At 70.9% G+C, this 13,081-nt stretch carries 12 protein-coding genes; all 12 read right to left on the bottom strand.

Annotated features, from left to right (window positions below; genetic code table 11):
• Positions 1–394: 394 nt before the first annotated feature.
• The 12 genes from ABZ371_RS03900 to murF all read right to left on the bottom strand — a co-directional run bounded on the left by ABZ371_RS03900 (position 395) and on the right by murF (position 13,078).
• Positions 395–1,543, bottom strand: a complete 1,149-nt coding sequence (locus ABZ371_RS03900) for a DivIVA domain-containing protein (protein ID WP_358673008.1) — start codon at positions 1,541–1,543, stop codon at positions 395–397.
• A 49-nt stretch (positions 1,544–1,592) separates the two neighbouring features.
• Positions 1,593–1,889: a YggT family protein gene (locus ABZ371_RS03895; protein ID WP_358673006.1), complete on the bottom strand. Its 297-nt coding sequence runs from the start codon at positions 1,887–1,889 to the stop codon at positions 1,593–1,595.
• A gap of 71 nt (positions 1,890–1,960) precedes the next feature.
• Positions 1,961–2,572 carry a cell division protein SepF gene (gene sepF / locus ABZ371_RS03890; protein ID WP_358673004.1) on the bottom strand — a complete coding sequence of 204 codons (612 nt, stop codon included), beginning with the start codon at positions 2,570–2,572 and terminating at the stop codon, positions 1,961–1,963.
• Positions 2,573–2,699: 127 nt separating this feature from the next.
• Positions 2,700–3,419: a YggS family pyridoxal phosphate-dependent enzyme gene (locus ABZ371_RS03885; protein ID WP_358673002.1), complete on the bottom strand. Its 720-nt coding sequence runs from the start codon at positions 3,417–3,419 to the stop codon at positions 2,700–2,702.
• Between the two features lie 3 nt (positions 3,420–3,422).
• Complete coding sequence (pgeF, locus tag ABZ371_RS03880) at positions 3,423–4,175, bottom strand: peptidoglycan editing factor PgeF (protein ID WP_358673016.1); 753 nt, start codon at positions 4,173–4,175, stop codon at positions 3,423–3,425.
• A complete protein-coding gene (gene ftsZ, locus ABZ371_RS03875; protein ID WP_358673000.1) occupies positions 4,175–5,386 on the bottom strand; it encodes a cell division protein FtsZ in 1,212 nt (403 codons plus the stop codon). Before ftsZ ends, pgeF begins: the two co-directional genes overlap by 1 nt.
• A 276-nt stretch (positions 5,387–5,662) precedes the next feature.
• A complete protein-coding gene (locus tag ABZ371_RS03870) occupies positions 5,663–6,457 on the bottom strand; it encodes an FtsQ-type POTRA domain-containing protein (protein ID WP_358672998.1) in 795 nt (264 codons plus the stop codon).
• A gap of 49 nt (positions 6,458–6,506) precedes the next feature.
• Complete coding sequence (murG, locus tag ABZ371_RS03865; RefSeq protein WP_358672997.1) at positions 6,507–7,601, bottom strand: undecaprenyldiphospho-muramoylpentapeptide beta-N-acetylglucosaminyltransferase; 1,095 nt, start codon at positions 7,599–7,601, stop codon at positions 6,507–6,509.
• A 6-nt stretch (positions 7,602–7,607) separates the two neighbouring features.
• The gene (gene ftsW, locus ABZ371_RS03860) at positions 7,608–9,065 is read right to left on the bottom strand and encodes a putative lipid II flippase FtsW (protein ID WP_358672995.1); all 1,458 of its coding nucleotides are present in this window, start codon (positions 9,063–9,065) and stop codon (positions 7,608–7,610) included.
• Between the two features lie 109 nt (positions 9,066–9,174).
• Complete coding sequence (gene murD / locus ABZ371_RS03855) at positions 9,175–10,608, bottom strand: UDP-N-acetylmuramoyl-L-alanine--D-glutamate ligase (protein WP_358672994.1); 1,434 nt, start codon at positions 10,606–10,608, stop codon at positions 9,175–9,177.
• Positions 10,590–11,660 (bottom strand): phospho-N-acetylmuramoyl-pentapeptide-transferase, encoded by a 1,071-nt coding sequence (mraY, locus tag ABZ371_RS03850; RefSeq protein ID WP_358672993.1) that lies wholly within the window; start codon positions 11,658–11,660, stop codon positions 10,590–10,592. The genes murD and mraY overlap by 19 nt, the downstream gene beginning before the upstream one ends.
• A complete protein-coding gene (murF, locus tag ABZ371_RS03845) occupies positions 11,657–13,078 on the bottom strand; it encodes a UDP-N-acetylmuramoyl-tripeptide--D-alanyl-D-alanine ligase (protein WP_358672991.1) in 1,422 nt (473 codons plus the stop codon). The genes mraY and murF overlap by 4 nt, the downstream gene beginning before the upstream one ends.
• Positions 13,079–13,081: the final 3 nt, after the last annotated feature.

The following is a 13,081-nucleotide window of genomic DNA, read 5'->3' as shown; positions in this document are numbered from 1 at the left end:
CCCGGCCGGCACGTCCGGCCGGGCCCTCGGTGCGTCCTCCGTCCGTCGGCGTACCAGGCGCGGGGTGCCTGTACTGGCCGCGGGCGGACAGGGACCAGGAGAAGGAGGGGGACCGGTAGGGAGCCGGGAGCGGCGGAGGGGGCGCGGGTCTCCGCCCGGTCGCGCCCCACCACCGCGTCCGTGCCCGTCCCGCCCCGCCAACGCGTCCGTGCCTGTCCGGCCCCCGCCACCGCGTAGGAGCCGTCCCGCCGCAGGGTCCGTTCCCGCCCCGGGCCACCCCCGGCGGACCGGCAACCCCCCGGGGCCACAGCGCGAAAAGGGCCGGGCCCCGGGAGAATCCCGGGGCCCGGCCCTCAGCCTGCCGACGGCTACGCGCTCAGCGAGCGCGCACCGCTCAGTTGTCGTCCTCGTCGATCAGGAACCCGCGCATCGGCGAAGGCGCCTGCTGCATCGGCTGCGGCGCCTGCGGCCGCACCGGTGCCATCGGCTGCGTCATCGCGGGCGACATCTGCTGCTGCCCGCCGTAGGACGGGGCGCCGCCCATGGACTGGTTTCCGCCGCCCATCTGCTGGCTGCCGTGACCACCGTGGTTGCCGCCCATGTGCCCCATCGCGCCCGCACCGGCCGGAGCCAGCGAGGGGGACGGCGGCAGGGAAGCGGCGGCCGGGGTCCGCGGCGGGGCCAGCGAGTCGTCCGCCTGGGTCTCCAGCTGACGCAGCTGGCTCTCCAGGTAGGACTTCAGACGGGTCCGGTACTCACGCTCGAAGCCTCGCAGGTCCTCGACCTTGCGCTCCAGCGTCGCGCGGGCCGACTCCAGGGAGCCCATCGCCACGCGGTGCTTCTCCTGCGCGTCCCGCTCCAGGGCGTCGGCCTTGGCACGGGCGTCGCGCTCGAGGCCCTCCGCGCGGCTGCGCGCCTCGCCGACGATCTTGTTGGCCTCGGAACGGGCCTCCGCGATCGCCTGGTCGGCGGTCTGCTGGGCGAGGGACAGGACACGGGCGGCACTGTCGCCACCGGGGCCCTGACCGGGCTGCTGCATCTGCGGCTGCTGCATCTGCTGCATCTGCTGCTGCGGGGCGTGACCGCCCATGGGACCGCCCATCGGGCCACCCATGGGACCGCCCTGCATCGGGCCGGGGCCGTGCGGGCCCTGCGGACCGGGGCCGTGGCCGCCCTGGGGGCCGTGGCCGCTGGGACCGGCGGGCAGCTGCGGAGCGCCACCGGGCAGCTGGGGGGGACCCATCTGCGGCGGCTGCTGCTGCACCGGTGGGCCCGATATGGCGGCGGGCACCGGCCCACCGGACCGGTCCTGCGGCTCCGGGGGTTTGCGCATACCCTGCTGCTGCTGTTGCTGCTGGTTCTGCGCGGCCGCGCGCGTGGCCGCGGCCAGCTTGGCGCGCAGGTCCTCGTTCTCGCGGAGCAGACGGGTCAGCTCCGATTCGACCTCGTCGAGGAAGGCATCGACCTCGTCCTCGTCATAGCCTTCTCGGAGGCGGACGGTCGTGAACTGCTTGTTCCGCACGTCCTCGGGGGTCAGCGGCATCTCTTCTTCACCTCTACGTAGTCGTCGGCAGTCGGCAAGACCGTATCGTTCACACGCTGCTCGCAAGCTTGCCCACGATGTTGAGCAGAATGTAGACGATGATCATCAGAACGAAGAAGGACAGGTCAAGTGCCACGCCCCCGAGACGCAACGGCGGTATGAACCGCCGCAGAACCTTCAGCGGTGGATCGGTGACAGTGTAAGTGCCCTCGAGAACGACCACCATCGCCTTGCCTGGCTGCCATGAACGTGCGAACTGGAAGACGTAGTCCATGACCAGCCGGAAGATCAGCACGATGAGGAAGCACATCAGCGCGATATAGACCACATCCAGTGCGACGCCCATCTCCCGCGCTTCCCTCTCCCCTGGCTTTCGTAGCTCCGGCCTCGCGGCCGGTCGTTCCCGGTGTCGTGTTCTCAGCTCTGGTTGAAGAATCCGCCCTCTGCGATGCGGGCCTTGTCCTCCGCCGTGACATCGACGTTAGCAGGCGACAACAGGAACACCTTCTGTGTCACACGCTCAATGCTGCCATGGAGCCCGAAGACGAGACCCGCGGCAAAGTCGACAAGTCGCTTCGCGTCCGTGTCGTCCATCTCCGTCAGATTCATGATCACCGGAGTGCCCTCACGGAAGTGTTCCCCGATGGTACGGGCCTCGTTGTAGGTCCTGGGGTGCAGCGTGGTGATGCGGTAGGGCTCCCGCTCGGACACGACCTTGGGCATGATCACCGGTGCGTTCTTCTCCATGTTCGGGCGGTCGGGTGTGATGGATGCCACGGGTGCGATTCGGGCGGGTCGTCCGCTTTCCACCGGGAGCTGAACCGGCTCGCGCTGCGCGGGTGGCTGCACCACTCGTACCGGTTCGTCCCGTTCCCGCTCCACCTGGTGCGGGGGCTGGTGCCGCCGCCGGTCCCGCTCGGGCTCCGGCTCGGGTTCGAATTCGTCATCGGGGTCGAACCCCGGGCCGTCGTACCCATCGTCCTCCACGAGGCCGAGGTAGACCGCCATCTTGCGCATCGCGCCGGCCATGCTCCGAGTCCTCCGCTCTGTGGTGGATCGGCATTCGTGTCACCAAGTGCCCGAGATCCACTCCGGCCTGCCCGCTATCAGCGGGAATGACCATATTTTCTGCTGTGGTCCGACTTGCTTCGCGACGTTACCCGAGCCGGGGTCGGACTCCGAGTACCGCCGTACCGACGCGTACATGTGTCGCTCCGGCCGCCACCGCGTCCTCGAGATCCGCGCTCATCCCCGCGGAGACCATGTTCGCAGCCGGATGGTTCGCGCGCAGGCGGGACGAGATTTCCATCAGCCGGTCGAACGCCGCCCGTTGCCGGCCCGCGTAGGGCCCGGCGAGCGGGGCGACGGTCATCAGGCCGCCGAGCCGGAGCCCCGGCGCCGCCCCCACCGCGGCGGCCAACTCCTCGACCGCGTCCGGCGCCACGCCTCCGCGGTCCCCGCGCTCGCCGCTCTCCGCGTCCAGGGCGACCTGGATGAGGCAGCCGAGTTCCCGGCCGCCCTTCACCGCCGCCGCGGAGAGTGCGGTGACGAGCTTGATCCGGTCGACCGATTGCACCACATCGGCATATCCGGTCACAGAACGCACCTTGTTGGTCTGCAACTGTCCGACGAAGTGCCAAGTGAGCGACAGATCCGCACAGGCGGCGGCTTTCGGCGCCGCGTCCTGGTCACGGTTCTCGGCGACGTGACGCACACCGAGTTCCCTCAGGATTTGCACGTCGCTCGCGGGGTAGGTCTTCGTGACCACGATGAGCGTCACCTCCTCCCGCGCACGGCCCGCCGCCGCACAGGCGGAAGCGATGCGGTCCTCCACCCGCGCCAGGTTCGCGGTGAGTTGTTTCTTACGATCCGTCATGAGCTACCCGTCCAACCAGACATAACCGGCGAGCCGTCCCGTGGTGCGGTCGCGGCGGTAGGAGAAGTGGTCGCCCGATTCCAGGGTGCAGAACGGGGACCGGTGCCGCTCGCGCACGCCCAGCGCGTCGAGCTGGGCGTGGACCCCGGCCGTGACGTCCACCGCCGGAGTCCCCCAGGACGTCCGGGACCAGGATGCCGGAACCGCCCGGGCGACCTCGGCGCGCATCTCCTCCGGCACCTCGTAGCACCGTCCGCAGACGGCCGGTCCGGTGCGGGCGACGATCCGGGACGCTTCGGCGCCGAGCGCGATCATGGCTTCGACCGCGGCCGGGACGACCCCGGCGAGAAGGCCGGGCCTGCCCGCGTGGGCCGCTCCGGCGACCCCGGCCACCGGATCGGCGAGCAGGACGGGCGTGCAGTCGGCGGTGAGCACCGCGAGCGGCAGTCCGCGCCGGGCGGTCACCACCGCGTCGACGGCCGGCACCGCCGCGAGGTCACCCCACGGTTCGTCGACCACGGCCACCTCGCGCCCGTGCACCTGGTTCATCCAGACGACCGAGGAGGGGTCCAGCCCGAGGGAACGGGCCGCGCGCTCGCGGTTCGCGCGGACGGCAGCGGGATCGTCACCGACCGCGCCGCCGAGGTTGAGCTCCTCGTACGGAACGGCGCTCACTCCGCCCCACCTGTCGGTGAAGGCGAAATGGGCGCCGCCCGTGGAAGCCACCGCGGTCTTCACCGCGTGCTGCGGATCTATCACTTCAAGAAGTCCGGTACGTCCAGCTCTTCGGCCTGGCTGTCCTGGTAGGGACGGGCCGTCGGGACGTGCGGGGGCGAGACCGGCAGCGAGCTCTCGTTCGCCGCCGGCGCGGGCTCGTTCGCCGGCTGGGACTCCTCACGCGGGGGCACGGAGCCCAGCGCGCTCGTCTGACGCACCGGCTCGGCGGTCCGGGCCGGCGGAGCCGGCTCCTCCCGCTTGCCCGCGCTCGCCCCGAGGACGGTCTCGCGACGGGTCGGCGGCTGCCCGCCGTCGAAGCCCGCGGCGATGACGGTCACCCGGACCTCGTCACCCAGCGCGTCGTCGATGACCGCGCCGAAGATGATGTTGGCCTCCGGGTGCGCCGCCTCACTCACCAGCTGAGCCGCTTCGTTGATCTCGAAGAGACCGAGGTCGCTGCCGCCGGAGATGGAGAGCAGGACGCCCCGCGCGCCGTCGATGGACGCCTCGAGGAGCGGCGAGGAGATCGCCATCTCCGCGGCCGCCACCGCGCGGTCGTCGCCGCGGGCGGATCCGATGCCCATGAGCGCCGATCCCGCCTCGGACATGACCGACTTGACGTCGGCGAAGTCGAGGTTGATCAGACCCGGGGTCGTGATGAGGTCGGTGATGCCCTGGACGCCGGAGAGCAGTACCTGGTCGGCCGACTTGAAGGCGTCCAGCACGCTGACCTGGCGGTCCGAGATGGACAGCAGCCGGTCGTTGGGAATGACGATGAGGGTGTCGACCTCTTCGCGGAGTTCGGCGATGCCGTCCTCCGCCTGGTTCGCACGCCGCCGGCCCTCGAAGGTGAACGGGCGGGTGACCACGCCGATCGTCAGGGCCCCGAGCGAACGTGCGATGTTGGCCACGACGGGTGCGCCGCCGGTGCCGGTGCCGCCGCCTTCTCCTGCGGTGACGAAGACCATGTCGGCCCCCTTGAGGACCTCCTCGATCTCCTCACGGTGGTCCTCTGCCGCCTTGCGACCGACGGCCGGGTTCGCCCCGGCGCCGAGGCCACGGGTGAGTTCACGGCCGACGTCGAGCTTGACGTCGGCGTCGCTCATCAACAGTGCTTGCGCATCGGTGTTGATGGCGATGAACTCGACGCCCTTGAGACCGACCTCGATCATTCGGTTGATGGCATTGACACCACCGCCGCCGACACCGATGACCTTGATGACTGCGAGGTAGTTCTGCGGTGCTGCCACGTCGAAGGCCTCTCGCCTCGAGTTACGTGTCGTCGCTTCGCGGTAGTCCCGCCGCGACGACGGATGCCGATTGGGACGGTCCGAACGCCGACCCGAACCCTAACCTTGAAGTTGAGGGTTACCAGTGTGTCTGCTTCTTGGACTCTTCCGAACAGGACACTAAGTCGACAAGTGGCGCACGTTCAACGAACACGCCGAACCTCCCGTTTTTCTTTTCACCCTATGTGATCACCCGTAGCGCTGACCAACCAGGGTGCTGGCCTGCCCAAACGTGCGTCAACTCGCCGACGCGGCAGGGGCACTGGGCGCACTCACGTCGAAGTGCCCCGCTTTGGGAGACGCTTTCATGAGAGCGGCGAGAACACGCGCCTTGACGGGCCCTTCTTCACTACTGCCCCACATAACGGTGCGATTCCGGGTCAACCGGAGAACAACGGCATCGTAGGAGGTGATCCGCACGGCCTCGGTCTCCGCGACGAGCCCGCGGGGCAGGTCGCCCGCGACCCGCACCGCCTCCCGCGACAGACGGTCACCGCCGAACCGGCGCGGACCGGCACGGCGGTCCGGCGCCAACTCCAGCAGCGGCACATGTCCGGGAGCTTTCGCGACGGTAGCGAACTGTACGCCTTTTGCGTCCACTTCGATAAATTTCGTTCCCTTTTCGACCAGCAGAACCGGTTTCCTCTCGGTCACTTCGAGAGCGACGCCGTGCGGCCACGACCGTGCGGCGTCCACCGAGTCGATCCGGGGAAGCCTGCCGCGCAACCTGGCCTCCAGCGCGTCCAGATCCACGGAGACCAGCGGGGATCCGAGCGGGACGGCCGCCACGGACCTCACCTCGGCCGGGGTGAGGACGTGGGTGCCCGTGACGGACACCCGCTCCACCCGCAGCCAGGAGGAGCCGTAGAGCAGCCAGAGGACTCCCGCGGCCGTCAGGGCCACGGCCGCACCGGACAGGATCATCCGCACCCTGCCGGTCAGCCGGCGCCCCCGGGGGCCGATGTGCGGCGGACGGGCCGGTGTGTCGGCCCTCCTGGCTTCGCCGCGCTGGGCGGTCGTCGGTCCGGCCACGCTCGCTCCTTCGCCGGGCCCGGGGCCGATGCCCCGGGCCCGCACCGCCTCACGCCTGGCGGCGTGCGGCAATCGCCTCGTACACCATGCCGACGAGCAGGTCGTCGGCGTCCCGTCGGCCGAACTCGGCAGCCGCGCGGGACATTTCGTACAGTCGGTGCGGATCCGACAGCACCGGGAGGACGTTGCCCTGCACCCACTCGGGGGTGAGCGCCGCGTCGTCCACCAGCAGACCGCCGCCGGCGTTGACCACCGGCTGGGCGTTGAGCCGCTGCTCGCCGTTGCCGATCGGCAACGGCACGTAGGCGGCCGGCAGCCCGACGGCGGAGAGCTCGGCGACGGTCATCGCGCCCGCACGGCACAGCATCATGTCGGCCGCCGCGTACGCGAGGTCCATCCGGTCCACGTACGGTACCGGGATGTAGGGCGGCATCCCGGGCATGTTGTCGATGCGCGGCAATTCGTTCTTCGGGCCGACGACGTGCAGGATCTGGATGCCCGAACGCTGGAGCAGCGGAGCGACCCGCTGGACGACCTCGTTGAGGTGCCGGGCGCCCTGGGACCCGCCGGAGACCAGCAGCGTCGGCAGGTTGGGGTCGAGGCCGAAGGAGGCGCGCGCCTCCGGGCGGACCCGGGCCCGGTCGAGGGTGGCGATGGTCCGGCGCAGCGGGATGCCGATGTAACGGGCCCCGCGCAGCTTGCTGTCCGGGGTGGAGACGGCGACCCCGTGGGCGTACCGCGAGCCGATCTTGTTGGCGAGGCCCGGCCTGGCGTTCGCCTCGTGGACGACGATGGGCACGCCGGCCCGCTTGGCGGCCAGGTAGCCGGGCAGGGCGACGTAGCCGCCGAAGCCGACCACGCAGTCCGCCCCGGTGCGCTCCAGGATCTGCTCGGCGGCCTTGATGGTGCCGCGCAGCCGTCCCGGGACGGTGATCAGCTCAGGTGTGGGCTTGCGCGGCAGCGGCACGGCGGGGATCAGTGCCAGCTCGTACCCCCGCTCGGGTACGAGCCTGGTCTCGAGTCCGCGCTCCGTGCCGAGGGCAGTGATTCCCACGGCCGGGTCCTGCCTGCGCAGGGCGTCTGCGAGGGCAAGCGCGGGCTCGATGTGGCCGGCGGTCCCCCCGCCGGCGAGTACGACATGCACCGAAATTCACCGCTCTCCGGACGGACGCTTCGTGACGCGCCGTCTCATCGTCTTCCATCTGACCCCGGGCCTCCGCATGGCCAGGGCCGCTCTCGCCGCAGGGTCCTCTCGCGCGAAGGCGATCAGGAGCCCGGCGGCGAACATGGTCGGCAGCAGGGCCGAACCTCCGTAGGAGAACAGCGGCAGCGGGACCCCGGCGATCGGCAACAGGCCGAGCACCGCACCGATGTTGATCACGGCCTGGGCCGTGATCCAGGTGGTCACGCCTCCCGCTGCGTACCTCACGAAGGGGTCCTCCGTGCGTCCGGCCACGCGGATACCCGCATAGCCTAGAGCCGCGAACAGGGCGAGTACCGACAGCGTCCCCGCCAGACCCAGCTCCTCCCCGGTGATCGCGAAGATGAAGTCGGTGTGGGGCTCGGGGAGTTGGCCCCATTTTTCCACACTCGCACCGAGCCCGGAACCGAACCATCCGCCGGAGGCCAGGGCGTAGATCCCGTGCACGGCCTGCCAGCACGAGCCGTCGGGGCCGGGCTCGCTGACGCCCATGCAGCTCAGCCGGGACATCCGGTTCGGGCTGGTCCTGATCAGGAGGAACACCAGCAGGCCGGCGACGGAGAGCACCCCCGCGAAGAGCCGGGTGGGCGCCCCGACCAGCCACAGCAGGCCGAACAGGATCGCCGTGAGGATGATCGCCGTCCCCATGTCGCCGCCGAGCATGATCAGCCCGAGCAGCATGAAGGTCACGGGCACCAGCGGGACGAGCATGTGCTTCCACTGCGTCAGCAGCCGTTTGTCCTGCTTGCGGGCGAGCAGGTCGGCGCCCCACAGGATGAGCGCGAGCTTCCCGAACTCGCTGGGCTGGAGCTGGAAGGGCCCGCCCAGGTAGATCCAGTTCTGGTTGCCGTTGACCGACTTCCCTATCCCCGGCACCTGGACAAGGACCATGAGGAAGACCGTGCCCATCAGCAGCGGGTAGGCCGTCGCACGGTGGAGCTTGACGGGCATCCTGGCGGCCAGCAGCATCAGCGCGGCGCCGATGACGGCGGCGAGGAACTGCTTGCGGAAGAAGTACGTCGCCGGCTTGGCGAGCTCCAGCGCCTTGATCATCGAGGCGGAGTAGACCATCACGAGGCCCAGCACGGTGATCAGCAGGGTGGAGCCGAGGATCAGGTAGTACGCCGTCAGAGGGCGGTCCCAGGCCCTTCGTAGCCGCTCGTGGGTCCGCCGCACCCCCGCACCCCGGGGCGGCCGGGGTGCCGGGGCCGGGCGGTTGCCACCGCGCGGTGCGGCGGGCCGCCGGGCGCCGGTGGCGGGTCTGCTCCGCAGGGCGACACCCTCGGGCGGTACGGGGCCCGTCGGCACCGCCCCGGCCGGCCTCCGCGGGGTGAAGGCCCTGCTGATCGCCGCGGCCGCCCGCGAGGGCGCCGCTCCGCGTGCGGATGGGCTCTCGTCGGCCGCCATCGTCGCTGTCCCCTCCACTGCTCGTGCCCGGGGCCGTCGTCCGGGGCCCTGGGCGGGCTCCCGGCGGCGCTCCGGTCCTCCGGGAGCGTACGGGGCCGCCGTCGGCCCGTCAGGCGCTCTCGTCGGCCAGCCGGCGCACCGCGTCCGCGAACGCCTCGCCCCGCTTGTTGTAGTTGACGAACATGTCCATCGAGGCGCAGGCGGGTGCCAGCAGCACGGTGTCGCCCGGCCGGGCGAGCCGCGCCGCTTCGGCGACCGCCACGGACATCGCCCCAGTGTCGGTCCGGTCGAGGTCGACCACCGGTACCTCGGGGGCGTGTCGCGCCAGGGCTTCCCGGATCAGCGCCCGGTCGGCGCCCATGAGCACGACGCCCCGCAGCCGTTCGGCCGCCCCGGTCACGAGCTCGTCGAAGGTGGCGCCCTTGGCGAGGCCGCCGGCGATCCAGACGATGGGGTCGTAGGCCGCGAGGGACGCCTCGGCGGCATGGGTGTTGGTGGCCTTGGAGTCGTCGACGTACGTGACCCCGCCGGCCTCCGCGATCCGCTCGATGCGGTGCGCGTCGGGGCGGAAGGCCCGCAGTCCGTCCCGTACGGCCGCCGGCTCCACGCCGTAGGCGCGGGCCAGCGCCGCCGCCGCGAGGGCGTTGGCGATGTTGTGGGGGGCCGGCGGGTCGACGTCGCCGACCTCGGCGAGCTCCTGGGCCTGCTTCTGGCGGTTGGCCACGAAGGCGCGGTCGACGAGGATGCCGTCGACGACCCCGAGCTGCGAGGGTCCCGGGGTGCCGAGGGTGAAGCCGATGGCCCGGCAGCCCTCCTCGACGTCGGCCTCGCGCACGAGGTCCTCGGTCGCGGCGTCCTGGGCGTTGTAGACGCACGCGACGCGGTTCCCCTCGTAGACCCGCCCCTTGTCGGCCGCGTACCCGGCCATGGAGCCGTGCCAGTCGAGGTGGTCGGGGGCCAGGTTGAGGACGGCCGCGGAGTGGGCGCGCAGGGAGGGCGCCCAGTGCAGCTGGTAGCTGGAGAGCTCGACGGCGAGTACGTCGTACGTCTCCTCGCCGAGCACGGCGTCCAGCAGCGAGACCCCGATGTTGCCGACCGCGGCCGTGCGCAGACCGGCCGCGCCGAGGATCGAGGCGAGCATCCGCACGGTCGTGGTCTTGCCGTTGGTTCCGGTCACCGCGAGCCAGGGTGCGGCGTCGGGCCCCTGTAGCCGCCAGGCGAGTTCGACGTCGCCCCAGACCGGGACGCCCGCCTCGGCGGCTGCCAGGAAGAGCGGCTTGTCCGGCTTCCAGCCCGGGGCCGTGACGATGAGCTCCGTGGACTCGGGCAGGGTCGCGCCGTCGCCGAGGCGCACGGTGACGCCGAGCGCCTCCAGTTCGGCCGCCTGGGCGCGGGCGCGCTCGTGGTCACCGTCGTCGACGACGGTGACGAGGGCCCCGCGCTCGTGCAGGGCGCGGGCGGCGGGGATGCCGCTGACCCCCAGTCCGGCGACTGTGACGCGCTTGCCCTGCCAGTCCGAGGTGCTCACTTCTTGGCTGCCCATCCCGCGTAGAAGAGGCCGAGGCCGACGATGACGCACATGCCCTGGATGATCCAGAAGCGGACCACCACGAGGACTTCGGACCAGCCCTTGAGTTCGAAGTGGTGCTGGAGCGGTGCCATGCGGAACACCCGCTTGCCGGTCATCTTGAACGAACCGACCTGGATGACCACGGACATGGTGATCATCACGAAGAGGCCGCCGAGGAGGGCGAGCAGGAACTCCGTGCGGGAGCAGATCGCCAGGCCGGCGAGCGCGCCACCGAGGGCGAGGGAGCCGGTGTCACCCATGAAGATCTTCGCGGGCGAGGTGTTCCACCACAGGAAGCCGAAGCAGGCGCCCATCAGCGCGGAGGCGACGACCGCGAGGTCGAGCGGATCGCGTACCTCGAAACACGCCTGCGGGTTGGTCAGCGTGTCGGCGTTGGCGCAGGACTCCTGGAACTGCCACAGCCCGATGAAGGTGTAGGCGCCGAAGACCATCACCGACGCCCCGGTGGCGAGGCCGTCGAGACCGTCCGTCAGGTTCACCCCGTTGGACATGGCGAGGATCATGAACAGGGCCCAGACGCAGAACAGCACCGGGCCGATCGACCAGCCGAAGTCCTCGACGAAGGAGAGCTTGGTGGACGCCGGGGTGTTGCCCCGGGCGTCCGCGAACTGCAGGGAGAGCACCGCGAAGGCGATGCCCACGATGAGCTGGCCGGCCATCTTGGCCTTGGCCCGCAGGCCCAGCGAACGCTGCTTGACGATCTTGATGTAGTCGTCGAGGAACCCGACGAGGCCCATTCCCGCCATCAGGAACAGGACCAGGACACCGGAGAAGCGCATCTCCTCGCCGGTGATCACCTTCGCCAGGACGTAGGCGATGACCGTCGCCAGGATGAAGGCGATACCACCCATGGTGGGCGTGCCCTGCTTGCTGCCGTGGGTACGCGGGCCGTCGTCCCGGATGAACTGCCCGTAGCCCTTGCGGGCCAGAAGTTTGATCAGCAGCGGAGTCCCGACCAGGGTCAGGAAGAGCCCTATGGCCCCCGCGAAGAGGATCTGCCTCATCGGACGGCGACCTCGCCCTCGGTCGCGTTCTCCAGCAGTGCCAGGGCGACCTTCTCCAGGCCGACCGACCGGGACGCCTTCACCAGCACGACGTCTCCCGGGCGCAGTTCACTGCGCAACAGGTCGACGGCCGCCTGTGCGTCGGACACGTGCACCGACTCCTCACCCCACGAACCCTCGTTATATGCGCCCAGTTGCAGCCAGGAGGCTTCTCTTCCCCCGACAGCGACGAGCTTGCTGACGTTGAGCCGGACGGCGAGCCGTCCGACCGCGTCGTGCTCGGCGAGCGACGCGTCACCGAGCTCGGCCATCTGACCGAGCACCGCCCACGTGCGCCCCCCGCCCGCCCGTCGGGCCTTGCCCATGGCGGCCAGCGCACGGAGTGCGGCCTTCATGGATTCGGGGTTCGCGTTGTAGGCGTCGTTGACGACCGTCACACCGTCCGGACGCTCGGTGACCTCCATGCGCCAGCGGGAGAGGGAGCCCGCCCCGGAGAGCGCCTCGGCGATCTCGGTCACGGACATGCCCAACTCATGGGCGACGGCGGCCGCGGCGAGCGCGTTCGACACGTGGTGCTCACCGTACAGGCGCAAGGTCACGTCGCTGCACCCGGTGGGTGTGCGGAGCGAGAAAGCGGGGCGGCCGTCGTCCGTGAGCCGGACGTTCTCTCCCCGTACGTCCGCATCCGGGGCCTCCCCGAAGAGGACCACCCGGGCTTCTGTGCGGGACGCCATCGCCCGCACGAGCGGGTCGTCGGCGTTCAGGACCGCGACACCGTCCTCGGGGAGGACCTCCACGAGCTCGCCCTTGGCCTGCGCGATGGCCTCCCGGCTGCCGAACTCGCCGAGGTGGGCGCTGCCCACGTTGAGGACCAGGCCGATCCGCGGCGGGGTGAGCTCGGCGAGGTAGTGGATGTGGCCGACGCCCCGCGCGCCCATCTCGAGGACGAGGTGGCGGGTCTCCGCCGTGGCGCTCAGCGCGGTGAGGGGCAGGCCGATCTCGTTGTTGAGGGACCCGGGGGTCCACACCGTGGGGGCCTTGCGCTCCAGCAGCTGGGCGATCAGGTCCTTGGTGGAGGTCTTGCCCGCCGAGCCGGTGAGCCCGACGACGGTGGTGCCGAGGCGCTCGACGACGGCCCGGGCGAGGCTGCCGAGCGCCGCCACGACGTCGTCGACGACGATCGCCGGCACACCGACGGGACGGGCGGCGAGCACCGCCGTCGCGCCCTCCTCGACGGCGCGCCGGGCGTAGTCGTGGCCGTCGACCCGCTCGCCCGCGAAGGCGGCGAACAGGGCGCCCTGGCGCACTTCCCGCGAGTCGATGACGACGGGCCCGGTGACGAGGGCGGACAGGTCCGGAACGTCGTGCGGCTGTCCGCCGACGACGGCGGCGATCTCGGCGAGGGAGAGGGCGATCACTTG

Origin of the sequence: Streptomyces sp. NPDC005899 (assembly GCF_040629645.1) — a bacterium.
In the GTDB taxonomy this organism is placed as follows: Bacteria; Actinomycetota; Actinomycetes; order Streptomycetales; family Streptomycetaceae; genus Streptomyces.
The sequence above is the reverse complement of the archived record's forward strand: the minus strand, read 5'-3'. Positions and strand labels throughout refer to the sequence as shown.